Origin of the sequence: Neobacillus niacini (assembly GCF_000759675.1) — a bacterium.
GTDB lineage: Bacteria > Bacillota > Bacilli > Bacillales > Cytobacillaceae > Neobacillus > Neobacillus niacini_A.
In genome coordinates this window covers 1-16480 of the sequence record NZ_BAWM01000021.1, presented here as the reverse complement: position 1 = coordinate 16480, position 16480 = coordinate 1, and the positions used below count along the sequence as shown (strand labels likewise).

Sequence of the window (16480 nt, the reverse complement as noted above, 5' to 3'; positions counted from 1 at the left end):
CGGTTTATCTTAATGGTCACTGCTCACTTTGTGAGCTAAGTACACCATTGTTAACATACAGAAAATAAATGATTGGATGGCGCCGACAAAGAGTGAGAAGCCTTGCCATACCAGCATTGGCAGTGCAGCGGCGATTGTTCCGCCCACACCGGTTGCTAAACCAGCTGCGAGTAAGCTTAATAAAATTTCCCCCGCATAAATGTTTCCGTAAAGTCGGAGACCGAGAGTCAGAGTATTTGCAAACTCTTCAATAATTTTAATCGGGAACATGAACCAGAATGGTTTAAAGAATTCCCTTCCATATGCTCCGGCACCTCTCATCTTGACACCGTAGAAGTGAGATAATCCCACTATCAATGTGGCTAACGTCAACGTTACAGCCGGATCTGCTGTTGGTGATTTCCACCAAAGAACTCCGTCCACAACGACTGAGAATGGAAGCCCTAGCACATTCGAAACAAAGATATACATGATGATGGTGATTCCGAGAATATGAAATCGTCCACCATCTTTCCAATCCATCGTACTGTTTATAATGTTTTTAACAAAATCCATGACCCATTCCATAAAATTTTGCATGCCGGTTGGTTTCATGGCCAGTTTCCGAGTAGATAGGACGGCTAACAAAAAGACAATTGCACTTGCTACGGTAATCATCAAAATGTTTGCCAGGTTAAAATGGAGCCCAAGAAACTTAACTATTGGAGCTTCGTGATGCAACAGTATTCACCTCGCTTCCCCCGCTATTTATCTGAATAGAACTTGTGCGTAAAAAAATCTATCATAATGACAATGTAGGATGTCATTAATCCTATAACCACACTAATGAGATGGAATTGCTCAGGATACCTCATAGTGATGACAATCGCCAGTGCACCGGTTGCCATACGTGAAAAGGATCCAAGTGAACGAACCCGTCTTCCTTCAGCCACAGCTTGACCAAATTTGTCGATTTTTCTTGCCATCAACCACAAATTAAAGAGGCTCAAACTTGTCCCAAGAATCAATCCAAGAAAGATTGATTGCTGCGCAGTGAACCCCCAACCAAGCACATAAAAAGACAATAAAAAAAACATCCACTTTCGCTGTCGGGTAAACATTGTTTGAAATTCTGGCATGGTTGGTTTAATCTCCTGAATAAAACTTGCGAATTGTAACAAGCATGGTGTAAATACCGGCCGCTAAACCAATAAACAATCCAATTATTAAGAAAATTGGCTCTGTACCCCATTGCTTATCCAGCCATCTACCTGAAAATATACCTATAAGAATGGATCCAACAAGGGAAGCCAGAATGGCGGACATTAGGGCATAAGCTTTAAATGGATTGCGGTTTTCATTACGCATACTATCGCATCCTCGCCATAAGAGAATACAATCTAAAATCGAGGTTTATGTACAAAAGGAAGATATGTAGAAATTTTGAGAATTTTGTAGAAATCACGTGAAAACCCTCTCATTTTACACCCTTTGTTAGCATACAATAGCGGTTCTGCAATGTCAATGTATTTACGTGAAATTAGCCACAATCTATTCTGCTCAATTTCTTCCATCTGGAAGTTTTAGTTAACACTATAATTGTAGTGTAATTAACTCTATTTTTTCTATTGTAATTGTGACTATTTTGTGAACAAATTGACAAGGAGTGGTTCTGTATGTCCCACTCCACTTTGTTCTATCGAACCACCTCGCCGATTACGAGCATCGTTTCAATAAAGTCTTCCTTCCCAGCCTTTTTAGCGAAGACCTTAGCAAGATAGACTCCATCAGGAGGAAGATTCTCTTCTGTTATTACCTTGTTGATCAGTCCTTTTTTTACATTTTGATGGGTGTCTAAAAAGCCAACAAATCGGAAATCATCTGGATTGAAAAGGGCGATTCCAAACTCCTCTGCACCACCTGGCAGGTAGACCTCATACCTATAGGTTCCCTGCTGGTCACCATCCTTAAAGTCAAATCCCATTACCCTCGGGTAGTTGGGCTCTTCAAGAACATAGATATACGGAATCTGAATCGGATTGGAACCAGCATGGATCGTTAGATAACCATCATGAATCTTTCCCTTCAGCTCTACCGGATTCACTTCTAATTCAAGCTTCGCATCTCGTGATTCTCCTGGGTTTAGTGTGAAGGCTAGCGGGAAACGCCATGTCAGACCATTTGCATGCTTCGGTATGTCGAACGTATAGCGCACAGGTTTTTCACTCAGATTCTCCACATGTAAAAAAGCTTTGTGTATATCCCCTTCACTTTCATATTTGCCAAATCTGAGCGAACTTGGACTGACAAGTGAAGTTGCTTTCACCGCTTCATTGACCTGAATTCTCCCCGCCCCCTGCTCATACGTCCGATAAGGTTTTCCGTCTTTGACTAACGGTTTGGCTGTATTCATCAGGGCTGCCTTTATTTGATCAGGGGTCCACTCTGGATGCGCCTGCTTAATGAGCGCACATGCTCCCGCTACATGCGGTGCTGCCATACTTGTCCCTTGGAGAGAAAGATAGCCGCCAGGAATGGTCGAGTTAATCGCGACGCCGGGTGCAACAATATCAGGCTTAACCTCCCACGTTTCTGTTACCGGCCCCCTTGAACTAAAATCAGCAAGCAAATCCTTTTCCTCGGAGACAGAGATATTCGCTAAGAGGTCCGTTTTGCTTTTTAAAAGCTCCCCAGCCTTCTTTGAAAGTGAACCGACTGGGATGTCTATAGGTGCTTCAAGATTCCCCATAAAGCCACCGCTTAAGTTATTGTAAATAATAACCGCCTTCGCTCCTGCTTCACGGGCGTTTTTCGCTTTTTCGGAGAACGTTAATTTTCCTCTTTTAATAAGAGCTATTTTTCCCATAGCATCTTTTAGGTCAGCTTTCGTACCAAGCCCACCGTCTACAATTGGCAGGGAACGGTCAAGGTTCCACTTAGCAGACCCCTCGAGCGGTTGAATTCTTAATTTATCCCGCATTCCTTTTACTAATAGGTAAGGAACCTCTAATGTAGGGGTTGAAGCCCCAACCGATATCGCCTTCGAGGCCGTTCCAGGTGATCCAACTGTCCACACATTCGGTCCGGAATTACCTGATGCCGCAATCGCAACAATTCCCTTATCGACCGCTCTGTTCAATGCAAGGCTGATAGGCAGGTCTGGACCGTTGATATCGTTTCCAAGCGAGAGATTCATAATATCGACTTTATCCTTTATCGCTTGCTCGATTGCTGCCAGCACATTCTCGGTTGTACCCCCGCCGCCAGGTCCAAGTGCACGGTAAGCAAGAATTTTCGCATCAGGTGCCACTCCCTTTAATTTTCCATTCGCGGCTATAATTCCAGCTACATGAGTGCCATGGACCGTCGCTCGTCCCAAGGTTTTCGTTTCCATCGGATCAGCGTCATTATCAACGAGATCACGTCCACCAGCATAATTTCTTCTTAGATCGGGATGGGTGTAATCTACACCAGTATCTATGACTCCCACCGTTACTCCTTTACCCGTCAAGCGGCGGTTATTTTTATCAAAAAGGCCGCGAACCTCTTCTCCGCCAATAATCTTGACACCTTCCTCAGCTTGCGCCTTATACTGGTTTACCGGCGAAATGCTAATGATTTGCTTACTGTTTTGCGCCAATTTCTCTATCGATTCTGGGTTCCCTTCTACCGAAAAGCCATAAATCGCTTCTTGAAAAACATGCCTTAGATGGATGTCTTTATAGGGTTTAATGAGTTGCTGAATATCCTGTGGGGATTGCGGATTATCAAGAACCACAATGGCAATCCGTTCTTTTGGAATCGGAGGCATCTCGAGAGAACGAGCAGAAGTCGTCGTTTGGAGGGAGAAAACTAGTACGAATAAAAGTGTCCATTTTTTCATGTAAAAAATTCCCCTTTTTTCATACTATTTTCATCGATAGGGGAAAGTATGCAATTTTTCGGAAGGAAGTATTTGGTGCCACGCTTCGTGCCGGTGGAGGGTAGATTTAGAGCAAGCAGTAAGTATCTAGCTTTTATAGGGGAATCAATCTGTAGAAAATCGGCAAATTGCTTCCTGGTGATGGTTGGATTGTAGAGAAGAAAATAATCACTTACGGCTGGAATGTGTGCTGTTTTGGAGGTTTCTTTGCATGTGATACACCGCCAAGCGGCTGAAATATACTTCATTGGGTAACATTTGCATTTAGTATTCGTACACTGTACACCTGGTATCAAATCGGTTTGGGATAAATGGTATTTTTGAAGAATGTCTGGAATGTAGATATGATGAGCTTGCAAGAGGGTATCGGATAAGTGAGTCAGGGTATTTTTAGTAATGCGGGGCTTTTGATACTTTTCTTCCAATTCTCTTATCTTATCAAGCAGCGATTCAGCATAGAGTATTTTTTGAAAAATTTGTTGATTATCCGGGGTTGTTTCTATAATAGTAGATGTTTTACTAATCACGGCCAAATGTTCTACTGGGATCCCCTTGAATTGGTGAAACTTTAACCAATTATTAAATTGGAGGTGGTGCCTTTTCACCTGCTGTATAGGATTATCTATGCCTTCTTCAAGATTATTAAATTCTTTAATAACCAGGTCTGAGCCCTTCTCAAACTTCAACTTACCGGAAATATTTTTTACCTCAATGATTAAGGCAAATTTGGAAGATATCAGCAGCAAATCCATCTGGAAGGCTTTTTTATCCTTTAAACGCAATCCATGAAAAATGTAATATTCGTTTTCTGGTAAAAACGATACGTAATAACTCGCAGTCCGTTCCCCATAATACCCTTTCAGCCACGCCCGTAGATCTTTTTCTACAATCGGCCTTACTGGGTGCCCTTTTGGCATCCTTCTTAATAAAGCTATACATTGTTCAGCCTGAACTGGGAGTTTTAATTCTAACATGATCAACTAAATCACCTCTTTTTTGAATTAAGAGGGTAATTCTCTACTAGTAATGGGTAAACCTGCAAAAAAGTTAAGGAGATAAGGTGAACTTTTTGGTTATATTTTTGGAAAAGTAGTTTAAGAAAAAGTTTTGGACCTTTTTAAGAGTGTTTTGGACTATTTCCTTGTGGTTTTGGACTTTTTCCAAAGGGTTTTGGACTATTTTCATGCAGTTTTGGACTATTTTCATGCGGTTTTGGACCTTTTTCAAAGGGTTTTGGACTATTAGCCAATTTTTGTAAATAAAAAATACCCATATAGGTACCTACCAAACCACAAAAAAAGCCAAGTAAACAATGTCTACTCAGCCTAAAATCAACCTTATTTTGTCCCAAACAATCTATCCCCAGCGTCACCTAACCCTGGTACGATGTAGCCATGGTCGTTTAGTTTCTCATCTAACGCCGCAATATAGATGTCTACGTCTGGGTGTGCTTCCTTAACAGCTTCCACACCCTCTGGTGCCGCAATCAAACACATAAATTTGATATGTTTCGCGCCACGCTTTTTCAAGCTATCGATCGCCACATTTGCTGAACCGCCCGTTGCAAGCATTGGATCAACGACGATGAATTCACGTTCTTCCACGTCACTTGGAAGCTTGATGTAGTATTCCACAGGCATTAATGTTTCTGGATCACGGTATAAACCGACATGACCAACCTTGGCAGCCGGAATTAATTTTAAAATCCCATCAACCATACCGATTCCCGCGCGCAAAATTGGAACAACGCCCATTTTCTTTCCAGATAATACCTTTGATTTCGCCGGGCAGACTGGCGTTTCAATTTCGATATCTTCAAGTGACATATCCCTTGTGATTTCAAATGCCATTAGTGTTGCGACTTCGTCTACCAATTCGCGGAACTCTTTCGTTCCCGTATTTTTATCACGTATGTATGTAAGCTTGTGCTGAATAAGTGGATGGTCGAAGACGTATACCTTTGCCACAATGATCGCCCCTTTTATAAAATTTAACTCCGTCTCATTTTACAGAAAAAAATCACAATGAGCAACTCACACAAAAAAGAAATCGACTCAAAATTGAGCCGATTTCACAGATGTTTAATATTCAGGATAAAGAGTGAATTTACCTGTTAAAGCTTCAACACGAGCTGCTGCTTCCTTAAGCTTCGCTTCGTCTTCATGGTTTTTCAAGGTAAACGCAATGATTGCCGCGATTTCGTCCATGTCTTCTAAACCAAAGCCACGGCTTGTAACTGCCGCTGTTCCAATTCGGATACCGCTTGTTACAAATGGGCTTTGCGGGTCAAATGGAATCGTATTTTTGTTAACCGTAATCCCTACTTCGTCAAGGACCTTTTCAGCCACTTTACCAGTTAAGCCTAGTGTCTGCATGTCTAAAAGTAGCAAGTGGTTATCCGTACCACCAGAAACTAGCTTGATACCTTCCTTCTCCAAGCCTTCTGCTAAACGCTGCGCATTCGCAATAATATTGCCAGCATATTCTTTAAAGCTATCCTGAAGCACCTCACCAAATGCAACCGCCTTAGCAGAAATTACGTGCATAAGAGGTCCGCCTTGGATACCAGGGAAGATTGATTTGTCGATTTTCTTGCCAAATTCCTCTTTACATAAAATCATTCCGCCACGTGGACCACGTAGTGTTTTATGTGTAGTTGTTGTAACAAAATCTGCGTATGGAACTGGATTTTGGTGGAGACCAGCTGCTACAAGCCCAGCAATATGAGCCATATCGACCATTAGATATGCGCCCACTTCGTCAGCGATTTCACGGAATTTCGCAAAATCGATGGCACGAGGATACGCGCTTGCTCCTGCTACAATCATCTTTGGCTTGTGTTCACGAGCTTTTGCTAATACATCATCATAATTGATTCGATGAGTCGTTTCATCAACACCGTACTCAACAAACTTATATTGAACTCCACTAAAGTTGACCGGGCTGCCGTGTGTTAAGTGACCGCCATGTGAAAGGTTCATACCAAGAACTGTATCGCCTTGTTCAAGGACCGTAAAGTAAACAGCCATGTTTGCTTGTGCCCCAGAGTGAGGCTGCACGTTTACGTACTCTGCACCAAAAATCTCCTTCGCACGCTCACGAGCTAGGTCTTCGACAATGTCAACATATTCACAACCGCCATAATAACGGCGGCCTGGATAGCCTTCTGCATATTTGTTGGTTAACACAGATCCCTGTGCTTCCATTACTGCTTCACTTACAAAGTTTTCTGAGGCAATTAATTCGATTTTTCCGCGCTGACGTCCTAATTCCTGTTGAATTGCTTCAAATACCTGCTTGTCCTGATTTGACAAATGCTTCATGGTAATCCCCCCTGTATGTAAGTACCTAAATTAACATTTTGAAAATTCCCTCTATATAATAGCACGTTTTTCTCTAAAAGAGAAATGGAGATTTTGGAAAATCCCCATTTTTTTTATTTTACCCCTGTATTAGGAGAAAGAAACTATACATTTTACGAACATTTAGCGAAAAACACGAATAATCATTCGTATTTCACTTAACTACAGCTTGAATTCCCCTCAGTTTTTTCATACACAGCCCGAGCGCCGCCAATTAGTTTTGGCCGTGTTTTCGCCAACGTTACATGTGCATGTCCAACATTTTTTTGAGAAACTCGTATCGGTACTGCAACATGTTTCAAATGCATACCAATGAAGGTGTGGCCAATATCGATCCCCGCATCCGCCTTCAAAAATTCTACAACAACGGCATCCGCAAATTTTTCAAACGCAAACGTCGCCATCGCCCCGCCAGCAGTTCTAACAGGAACCACAGATATTTCGTCGAATCCACGTTTTTCAGCCTCTGCTTTTTCAATCACTAGCGCTCGATTTAAGTGCTCGCAGCATTGGAACGCCAACGCAACACCTGAACCTTGCGCAAACCTGCTTAATTGGCGAAAAATCATCTCGGCCACATCCAAAGTCCCCGAGGTTCCAATTTTCTCACCAATTACCTCACTGGTACTGCAGCCCACAACAACAAGCTGCCCCCTCTTTAATGAAGCCTGGGTTTGAAATTCCGAAAGAATCGTTTCAAGCTCTTTTTCCCATACTTGAATCATAGTCCTCATCCTACTTATTTTCGTATTCGCTGATTTTTCCAACCCGACCCGCATGGCGTCCGCCCTCGAATTCACCTGTCAACCAAATTTGAGCAATATCACGTGCCAGCCCCGGACCAATTACACGTTCACCCATCGCAAGGACATTGGTATCATTGTGAGCTCTTGTTGCCTTTGCACTAAACGTATCGTGAACAAGGGCGCAGCGGATCCCCTTTACCTTATTCGCGGCAATACTCATGCCAATCCCCGTTCCACAAATTAAAATTCCTCTATCAAACTCACCGCTTGCCACCTTTTCAGCAACTGGCAAGGCATAATCCGGATAATCGACAGATGTTTCACACTCACAGCCGAAATCCTGATATTCAATCCCAAGCTCATCCATTAAATTGGCGATTTCCTTACGAATATTAACCCCGCCATGATCAGACGCTAACGCTACTTTCATATTAAAAACCTCCCTATTAATCCTTCCTTAATATTGACATACCCTAAAAAAAATATAAAGCCCTCATCACTGAGAGCTTTGTAATTTTTCAATGGCTTTTGTAATTAATTTATCCAGCTCCCGATAGGTTTCCTGATAGATAGCCAAATTGCCGCCATAAGGATCGACCACGTCTACATCAAAGTGATCACCTGTAAATTCCTTTAAGGTGAAAACCTTCCCTGTTGTTTCAGGGTATTGTTGAAGAATGACATTTTTATGTGAGCCTGTCATCGTTAAAATGACATCTGCCCAATGAATAGATTCTAAATTTAGCATTTTAGAGGAATGATTATGGTCAATATTGTTATCATTCAGAACCTTTTTGGCGTGCGCAGATGCCTCACTCCCCGTTGCTGCATAAATTCCTGCGGACTTCAATTGTAGACCGTCAATCTTCTTACTTTTTAAAATCGCTTCAGCCATAGGGCTCCTGCAAGTATTACCTGTACAAACAAACAAAATGCGCTGCAAGCTGCCTGCCCCCTTTCAATTAAAAGATAAGAAAGTATAGAACTTTCGACTTTGAGAGTTGTCTAGCGCAAGCAGCCTAGGCGCTTCCGCTTTTCTATGTATCATTTTATCATTTCTCCATCATCATTGAAAAAACCTTTCATTTTTTTAGAAAGGTTTTTATAAAAAAGAATAAAATAATTTGATTCCAAACGCTAGTAAGATACTGCCGCCAAGAGCTTCGCTATACGATCCAATCCACCCCTGAGCCTTCCTTCCAAGCAGCAAGCCAGCCCATGTTAATATCGTTGCAACAACTCCAAAGCAAATAATCACCAAAATGTTTTTTGCACCATATATTCCCAACGTAAGCCCAAGAGAAAAGCTATCGAGACTTACACTCGTTGCAAAGATGATTAATCCAAATCCAACCGGTGTCATCACCGATTCCTCACTTTTCCTGAGGCTTGACCAAATCATTTGCACCCCGAGCAAAATGAGCAGCAGACCTCCTACTAATGACGCAAAGGCTCCGAATTTATCCGATAAAAACTTACCGGCAAGCATGCCCACAAGCGGCATCCATACATGGAACAAACCAATCGTAATCCCTATTTTAAAAATCTGCCGGGGCCTTAACTTGAACATTCCCATTCCCAGACCTACAGAAAAGGCATCCATTCCCAGTGCAAACGCCATTAATAACAGCGTTACTAATTCTCCAATCATCACGTACACGAATCTCTACCCCCTCGGACTTGCCCTGATTTAACATATGCACGTCCAAAAGAATTTAGAATTAAGAAAAGCGGAAGGCGCCCGCTTATCGGCGACAAGCAGAAGACGAGCCGGCTGGAAGGTTGTTCCTTAACCTTCTAGACGGATTGGCTTCTGACCTCGAGCCGATGGCGCCTGGAGCTGGACAATTCAAAAAAAAACAGGCCTCCAAACGAGGAGAACCTGATTCTTATTCGTTAATGATTTTATTCCCAGCAGCCTTTTGCAATCGATTCATGATCGCATGCCCCACACCGGTATTCGGAAACATTTCACTAAAGATGATATCCACTTTTTCTTGGTTAAACGCTCGTAACGTTTCATATAGCGCGGTGGCCACACTTTCAAGCTCGCTCCTTTTCCCGCAAGCAATTGTGACATCACTTTGATAGGCCCCCACACTTTCTGCGGTTGCAAGCACGCCAACACGAAGCCCTTCCTCCTGCTTTTCTTCTATTAAACGTTGCAGGAATGACTTGTCTCCATTGACTAAATAAAGCGGTGCGTTCGGAGCATAATGCTGATACTTCATCCCAGGAGCTTTCGGCTTTGAAGTTTCATCGATTAACGCAGCGTCGAGATGAACATCACCTACAACCTCCGCCAGCTGCTCTTTCGTCACCCCGCCTGGTCTTAAAATAACGGGAATTTCCTCCGTGCAGTCTAAAACCGTTGATTCTACCCCAACACCTGTCGAGCCGCCATCAAGCAAACCGGCAATTTTTCCGTTCAAATCCTCAATTACATGCTGTGCATTTGTAGGACTTGGCTTACCGGAGCTATTGGCACTCGGAGCCGCAATGGGCAGCTGGCATTTTTTCAATAGTGCCAATGCGACAGGATGATCCGGCATCCTCACCGCGACCGTATCCAAGCCCCCCGTTGCTTTATCCGACAGTACGCCGTCTTTCTTTTTAAAAATAATCGTTAAGGGTCCTGGCCAGAACCTCTCCATCAATATTTCTGCTTTTTCCGGGATTTCCGTAACAAATGCGTTAATTTGCTTTTTATCCGCAATGTGGATAATCAGTGGATTATCACTTGGTCTGCCTTTCGCAGCAAAGATCTTTTCCACCGCCACATCGCTTTCTGCATTTCCACCTAGGCCATAAACCGTTTCCGTCGGCAGTGCAACCACTTCATTTTCTTGTAAAAAACGCGCGGCATCCACAACCTGTGGATTATTTTCAAGGTTATCCACATGTTTATCCACTTTCCAAACTTTTGTGTTCATAATTATCCACCTTTATCTGAAGCGCAAATGATATCGAAATTTGCCGAATTTAGGCTCTTTGTCTCATATTACTTTTGAAAGTATAAAAGATGGTGGGCATAAACACAACCCTTTATCCACAAATTGTGCATAACTATCTTGAAAAAGTGGATAACTTTGTGGGTTAATCCACAGTTATAGTGAAAATTTCAAAAATAACGAGTTATCCACATTAAATACGTGTCGAATATGTTCTAAGCGATAAATTTCAGCAGGTAATTGGTCCCGCTCCACCCTCTCAAAACCTAGCAATTCAAAAAATGGCAGTGCCACACCTTTATTTGTTGCCAAAAACAGATTTCTCAGCCCTTTTTCTTTCGCTAATTGCATCATTTGTGTAATCAAAAGGACAATATCCTTTTCCGCTTGCCCTGGCGAAACGACCAACGAGCGTAATAATCCACCCTCTGCGAATACTTCCATTCCAAGTGTACCCTTAATTGTCCCATCCTCATCCTCTAGTAATAAAAAGAACTCTACTGTTTCCTCAGTTAATCCATCACATCCAAGATTTCCCTTCGTCAGAAACTCTCGTAAACTGTCCAAATCCTCTTTGTTCGCGCAACGAATAAGTGCTTGCATCCCTACCACCTCATTATTTTGATACTCTATTATTATGAAAAAATGAGAGAGATAGAACTAATTACATACAAAATCTAGTAAAATTATTGAAAAATAAATAACCAGCCCCATTTTCAGGACTGGCTACTTTATTATTTAGTAGATATCTGCGTTAATCTAATTATATCGGCGTTAATCCATTTATATCTGCGATGACCTCTTCACTTATCTAAAAATACTATCAAACATTTCTACCACAAAGAATTTTACTTTAACCGGCTCTTCGTCTTCTGAAGTATAAACTGGAGCAGCTTTTTCCTTTTCCGATTCCTTCTTAGGATCCTTCTCCTTTTCTACTTCCTTCTTAACTTCTGTTTGTTTTTCCTTTTCAGATGCCTTTTCTACTTCCTTCTTACGATCAGTTTGCTTTTCAGATGCTTTTTCTACTTCCTTCTTACTATCAGTTTGCTTTTCTGACACTTTTGCTACTTCTATTTGCTTTTCATCTTCTACTTTAACTTCAGCTTTCTCTTCTACTTCAACTTGCTCTTTCTTACTATCTACGCTCTTTTTCTTACTGGATGTAACTTTCTCTTCCATTGGATCACTTTCTAATTCTTCTTCAACTGCCGGAGTCTCGACCTGCTTTTCTTCCTCTGCTGCATAAGCCTTGTCCTCAAAACCATCACTTTGAACAGCTACACCATTTGAGAAATCTAGGAAACATAGGGGCGGATAGAGCACGCACCACCAGTTGGCGCCCGTTCCTTCACCCAATGTAATCAAGATTGCTTGGTACTCCCCTGCTGGATATAAAAACTCTCCATACAATTTAGTAGGAAACTGAACTTTACCAAACTCTACATTCACACTTTGCGTCGACCCTTGCTCCGCCACAACCTTTTCTGCAATCGCTTGAACTTCCGGAAGCTTTGACGTAATCACTGTTTTTGCTTTTTCCAAAGACGTTAGTTCCTGAACCCACAACGTGATTTGTTCATTGACTGCGTCGCGGACCATTCGTTTAATCTCTTGATCCTTTGCACTATCACTATTTGCAAGAATTCGGAGCCGAATCGCCTCAGCAGGAATTACAATCGAATCCTTCGCCACCGCTTCCGTTTTTGGTATATATAAATTTAATATCGTTCCCAACGATAAAATGATTAAATAAGACCATACGATTACTTTACTATTCATTCTTAAGCACCGTCCCTTCCCTATCCTCATTGTGGACAAATGCCAAGAATCTTAAACTATTAAATTTAAAAAAACTAGTTTTAGAATATTTTATTCAAAAGAAAGCAAACTAAAATGGCGTGTACCGTTATCCTTGTGAAGGTGGTGAAAACATGTCTAAACAGAAGAATAAGGAATTGAAGAATAATCCTGCTATGCCCAAAACAGATGTAGAATTTGCGCATAACGGACTGGAAAAAGTAGCATTAAAAGCCCAAGAGCGTCAAAATAAGTAACTCATGCACAAAAAAAGCAGAGCTAATTCAATTTGAGAATTACTCTGCTACAAATTTTATTTCCGCAAACACCATTCGGTCCTTGCCGTTAATATCATTAAGAACTTCTACCTTCACATTTGCAAACGCTTTTTTAAAAAGGTCGGCTACCGCCTCCCCCTGACCGGCCCCAATTTCAAAGCCAACCAGCGCGACCGGAGCTATCACTTCCGGCAGTTCCACCATAAAACGGCGATAGAAATCGAGTCCATCCTCACCCGCAAACAGCGCTCGATGTGGCTCATGCTCCGTTACTACTACAGACATGGTTTCGATATCACTATCAGGAATATAGGGAGGGTTTGAGAGGACCACATCAAACCTCTGACCTCGAAACGGCTGCAGTAAATCCCCTTGGACAAACTCAACCTCAGCAACCAATTGGCGGGCATTTTCTCTCGCTACCTTCAATGATTCTTCAGCAATATCTGAGGCAACTACCTTTAACGAGGGCTGCTCGAGCTTTAGGCTAATCGCAATCGCTCCGCTGCCAGTTCCGATATCGACCACTTTTAGTTCTCGCTTATTAATACGCTTTAATGTTTCATAAACAAGCTCTTCGGTTTCTGGTCGTGGAATCAGGACCTCTTCATTGACCAAAAACGTCCGGCCGTAAAACTCCTCGGAACCGATGATGTATTGAACCGGCGTTCCCATAACATGTTCCTGGACTGCTTTTTCAAACACTTCCCATTGAGCCTGCGGTAGGTCATCACGAACATTAGCAAATAGCTGTGCCCTCGACATTCCTGTGAAATGACGAAGCAGCAGCTCACCGGCGTTTTCATCCCGATTTGCTTTTTTTAAAAAAGAAGAAGCCCATTGCAGAGCTTCGTAAACTTTTTTACTCATCTGAACCACTTTCAAGCTTGCTTGTTTGATCTTCTAACGTTAACGCGTCGATGATTTCGTCAAGCTTACCTTCGATAATTTGATCAAGCTTCTGAAGAGTTAAGCCGATACGGTGGTCGGTCACACGATTTTGCGGGAAGTTGTAAGTACGAATACGTTCAGAACGGTCACCCGTACCAACCGCAGATTTACGAACCTGATCATACTCAGCCTGTGCTTCCTGTTGGAACTTGTCATAGACACGCGCACGTAATACCTTCATCGCTTTGTCTTTGTTTTTGTGCTGCGATTTTTCATCCTGGATGGAAACCACGATTCCAGTCGGAATATGTGTTAAACGTACAGCTGACATCGTCGTGTTAACGGACTGTCCGCCGGCACCGCTTGAAGCAAACGCATCAAAACGGATATCTTTATCATGAATTTCAACTTCTAGTTCTTCCGCTTCTGGTAAGCAAACAACGGTAGCCGTTGAAGTATGAATTCTTCCGCCAGATTCCGTTTCCGGCACACGCTGTACACGGTGAGCACCATTTTCAAATTTCAATTTGGAGTAGGCACCTTGACCATTGATCATAAAGCTGATTTCTTTGTAGCCGCCAAGACCTGTTGCGTTGGCATCAATCAGTTCCGTTTTCCAGCCCTGCGCTTCTGCATAGCGGCTGTACATGCGGTAAAGTGTACCTGCAAATAGTGCAGCTTCCTCTCCGCCGGCAGCACCACGGATTTCAAAGATAACGTTTTTATCATCATTTGGATCCTTCGGAATCATAAGAAGCTTCATTTTTGCTTCTAGTTCCTCGATTTGACTTTCTAGTTCATTTACTTCTTCCTTGACCATTTCTCGCATATCCGCGTCGAGCTTATCCTCAAGCATAACCTTGGCATCCTTGAGCTGTTCGCGGACCTCTTTATATTCACGATACGTTTGTACGGTCTCTTGTATATCAGATTGTTCTTTTGAATATTCACGTAGTTTTTTTGAATCATTAATTATTGTCGGATCGCTCAAAAGTTCATTTAATCTTTCGTAGCGATCTTCAACGGATTGAAGACGATCAAACACAGTTACCACCTCTAGTTTTTGTCCATAACATTCTAATTATAGTATAGGTGAAAACCCCCGTCAAAACCAAATTCATCCTGAAAAATTTTTTGGCAGCTTAATATTCACTGTTTTTACACAGCCAGGCATTCTGAATTCATATAAAATAAACAAAGAAAGGAAGTGGAATATGCCTCTTAAAAGTCGATCAAAGTCAAAGGAATTAAAAGTATATACATCATTGAACAGCAGAATGGATCTAGAACCTTCAGATAGGAAGAAATATACAAATCTAAAGAAAGGCTACGATGGGGAAGTCATGTTTGATTCTTTAACAGCTAGTTTGGACAAGAAATTTTTGATTATTAATGACTTGAACCTAAAGAGTGAAAATACTACATTTCAAATTGATTCCTTAATAATTACAAAGGGAACTGTTATCCCCTGGGAAGTGAAGAACTATAAGGGAAATTACTACTATGAAAATGATAATTTCTACTTATGTACCAATAGGAAACCAATAACGAATCCACTTCATCAGTTGAACAGATGTGAAACCTTACTTCGCCCTTTACTCCATAGCAAAGGATTTCACCTTCCTATTGAAGGATACGTCTCCTTTATCAATCCCGAATTCTTCTTATATCAAGCCCCTCAAAAAAAGAATATTATTTTTCAACCACAACTTAAATTCTTTTTAAATGAGCTCAGTATGCTGCCATCAAACATAAATGGAATGCACAAAAACCTTGCTGACTTTTTACTCAATGCGCACATTTCTGAACCAGATAATATGCGGTTTCCACTCTATGAGTATGAACAACTGCGAAAGGGATTTATTTGCGCATGCTGTCAGTCATTTTCAGTTACTCCCTTTGAAAAAAAAATAGTCTGTAATGATTGCGGTTATGAGGAATCTTTACAATCCGCTGTAATTCGCAGCATAGAAGAATTAGTCCTACTATTTCCAAATATAAAAATTACCGCCAATTTGGTCTATGATTGGTGTAATTTCGATGAGCTCAAAAGAAAAATTAGAAGGATTTTACCAAAAAACTATAAAATAATCGGCCATGGTCCGCATTCCTATTACGTAAATAAATAAAATGAAACCATTTTATCCTTCTATGCGATCACTTTTGCAGTTTTCTGTAATTTTTTGTTTACAATGAATTCCCAGCTTACTTTGGGTCACAAGGCGCACTCTTGTTACCACTTCTATATATTCCTATCTTACTTTTGGTCACAAGGCGCACTCTTGTGACCACTTCTATGGATTTCGAGCTTACTTTTGGTCACTAGGCACACTCTTGTTACCACTTCTATGGATTCCTATCTTACTTTTGGTCACACGACGCACTCTTGTGACCACTTCTATATATTCCGAGCTTACTTTTGGTCACTCGGCGCACTCTTGTGACCACTTCTATGGATTTCGAGCTTACTTTTGGTCACTAGGCACACTCTTGTGACCACTTCTATGGATTCCTATCTTACTTTTGGTCACTAGGCACACTCTTGTGACCA

Annotated in this window: 19 protein-coding genes; 2 read left to right on the top strand and 17 right to left on the bottom strand. The window is 41.7% G+C overall.

The genetic code is table 11. The features are described 5' to 3' along the window. Nucleotides 1-9 precede the first annotated feature (9 nt). The 15 genes from atpB to spoIIR all read right to left on the bottom strand — a co-directional run bounded on the left by atpB (nucleotide 10) and on the right by spoIIR (nucleotide 12742). On the bottom strand, nucleotides 10-720 hold the full coding sequence (gene atpB, locus TR08_RS12920; RefSeq protein WP_045518707.1) for a F0F1 ATP synthase subunit A: 711 nt from the start codon (nucleotides 718-720) through the stop codon (nucleotides 10-12). A gap of 23 nt (nucleotides 721-743) precedes the next feature. After that, nucleotides 744-1118 carry an ATP synthase subunit I gene (locus tag TR08_RS12915; protein WP_045518705.1) on the bottom strand — a complete coding sequence of 125 codons (375 nt, stop codon included), beginning with the start codon at nucleotides 1116-1118 and terminating at the stop codon, nucleotides 744-746. Nucleotides 1119-1125: 7 nt separating this feature from the next. Next, nucleotides 1126-1347 carry an AtpZ/AtpI family protein gene (locus TR08_RS12910; RefSeq protein ID WP_045518704.1) on the bottom strand — a complete coding sequence of 74 codons (222 nt, stop codon included), beginning with the start codon at nucleotides 1345-1347 and terminating at the stop codon, nucleotides 1126-1128. A 328-nt stretch (nucleotides 1348-1675) separates the two neighbouring features. Next, nucleotides 1676-3862 carry a S8 family serine peptidase gene (locus TR08_RS12905; RefSeq protein WP_045518703.1) on the bottom strand — a complete coding sequence of 729 codons (2187 nt, stop codon included), beginning with the start codon at nucleotides 3860-3862 and terminating at the stop codon, nucleotides 1676-1678. After that, nucleotides 3859-4875 carry a nuclease-related domain-containing protein gene (locus tag TR08_RS12900; protein ID WP_152597411.1) on the bottom strand — a complete coding sequence of 339 codons (1017 nt, stop codon included), beginning with the start codon at nucleotides 4873-4875 and terminating at the stop codon, nucleotides 3859-3861. The genes TR08_RS12905 and TR08_RS12900 overlap by 4 nt, the downstream gene beginning before the upstream one ends. Nucleotides 4876-5018: 143 nt before the next feature. Then, a complete protein-coding gene (locus TR08_RS12895) occupies nucleotides 5019-5252 on the bottom strand; it encodes a hypothetical protein (protein ID WP_045518701.1) in 234 nt (77 codons plus the stop codon). Further along, nucleotides 5239-5868, bottom strand: a complete 630-nt coding sequence (gene upp / locus TR08_RS12890; protein ID WP_045518699.1) for a uracil phosphoribosyltransferase — start codon at nucleotides 5866-5868, stop codon at nucleotides 5239-5241. The genes TR08_RS12895 and upp overlap by 14 nt, the downstream gene beginning before the upstream one ends. A gap of 114 nt (nucleotides 5869-5982) precedes the next feature. Beyond that, nucleotides 5983-7224: a serine hydroxymethyltransferase gene (gene glyA, locus TR08_RS12885; RefSeq protein ID WP_045518698.1), complete on the bottom strand. Its 1242-nt coding sequence runs from the start codon at nucleotides 7222-7224 to the stop codon at nucleotides 5983-5985. A 197-nt stretch (nucleotides 7225-7421) separates the two neighbouring features. Beyond that, a complete protein-coding gene (locus TR08_RS12880) occupies nucleotides 7422-7988 on the bottom strand; it encodes a TIGR01440 family protein (RefSeq protein WP_045518697.1) in 567 nt (188 codons plus the stop codon). A gap of 10 nt (nucleotides 7989-7998) precedes the next feature. Further along, the gene (gene rpiB, locus TR08_RS12875) at nucleotides 7999-8439 is read right to left on the bottom strand and encodes a ribose 5-phosphate isomerase B (protein WP_045518696.1); all 441 of its coding nucleotides are present in this window, start codon (nucleotides 8437-8439) and stop codon (nucleotides 7999-8001) included. A gap of 66 nt (nucleotides 8440-8505) precedes the next feature. Continuing rightward, nucleotides 8506-8952: a low molecular weight protein arginine phosphatase gene (locus TR08_RS12870; protein ID WP_081954469.1), complete on the bottom strand. Its 447-nt coding sequence runs from the start codon at nucleotides 8950-8952 to the stop codon at nucleotides 8506-8508. A 159-nt stretch (nucleotides 8953-9111) separates the two neighbouring features. Continuing rightward, nucleotides 9112-9660 carry a manganese efflux pump MntP gene (locus TR08_RS12865; protein ID WP_370576305.1) on the bottom strand — a complete coding sequence of 183 codons (549 nt, stop codon included), beginning with the start codon at nucleotides 9658-9660 and terminating at the stop codon, nucleotides 9112-9114. A gap of 238 nt (nucleotides 9661-9898) precedes the next feature. Then, the gene (locus TR08_RS12860; protein ID WP_045518694.1) at nucleotides 9899-10942 is read right to left on the bottom strand and encodes an L-threonylcarbamoyladenylate synthase; all 1044 of its coding nucleotides are present in this window, start codon (nucleotides 10940-10942) and stop codon (nucleotides 9899-9901) included. Nucleotides 10943-11116: 174 nt separating this feature from the next. Then, nucleotides 11117-11563 (bottom strand): GNAT family N-acetyltransferase, encoded by a 447-nt coding sequence (locus TR08_RS12855; protein ID WP_045518693.1) that lies wholly within the window; start codon nucleotides 11561-11563, stop codon nucleotides 11117-11119. 204 nt (nucleotides 11564-11767) lie between these two features. Then, nucleotides 11768-12742 carry a stage II sporulation protein R gene (spoIIR, locus tag TR08_RS12850; protein WP_045518689.1) on the bottom strand — a complete coding sequence of 325 codons (975 nt, stop codon included), beginning with the start codon at nucleotides 12740-12742 and terminating at the stop codon, nucleotides 11768-11770. A 152-nt stretch (nucleotides 12743-12894) separates the two neighbouring features. Here spoIIR and TR08_RS33575 point away from each other — a divergent pair, with 152 nt between their 5' ends. After that, nucleotides 12895-13017 carry a hypothetical protein gene (locus TR08_RS33575; protein WP_274521005.1) on the top strand — a complete coding sequence of 41 codons (123 nt, stop codon included), beginning with the start codon at nucleotides 12895-12897 and terminating at the stop codon, nucleotides 13015-13017. A gap of 39 nt (nucleotides 13018-13056) precedes the next feature. Here TR08_RS33575 and prmC read toward each other — a convergent pair whose 3' ends face one another. Next, nucleotides 13057-13908, bottom strand: a complete 852-nt coding sequence (gene prmC / locus TR08_RS12845) for a peptide chain release factor N(5)-glutamine methyltransferase (RefSeq protein ID WP_045518688.1) — start codon at nucleotides 13906-13908, stop codon at nucleotides 13057-13059. Beyond that, on the bottom strand, nucleotides 13901-14974 hold the full coding sequence (prfA, locus tag TR08_RS12840) for a peptide chain release factor 1 (protein ID WP_045518687.1): 1074 nt from the start codon (nucleotides 14972-14974) through the stop codon (nucleotides 13901-13903). Before prfA ends, prmC begins: the two co-directional genes overlap by 8 nt. Before the next feature lie 169 nt (nucleotides 14975-15143). Between prfA and TR08_RS12835 the strand changes: the two genes are divergently transcribed. After that, the gene (locus TR08_RS12835; RefSeq protein ID WP_045518686.1) at nucleotides 15144-16058 is read left to right on the top strand and encodes a nuclease-related domain-containing protein; all 915 of its coding nucleotides are present in this window, start codon (nucleotides 15144-15146) and stop codon (nucleotides 16056-16058) included. Nucleotides 16059-16480 lie beyond the last annotated feature (422 nt).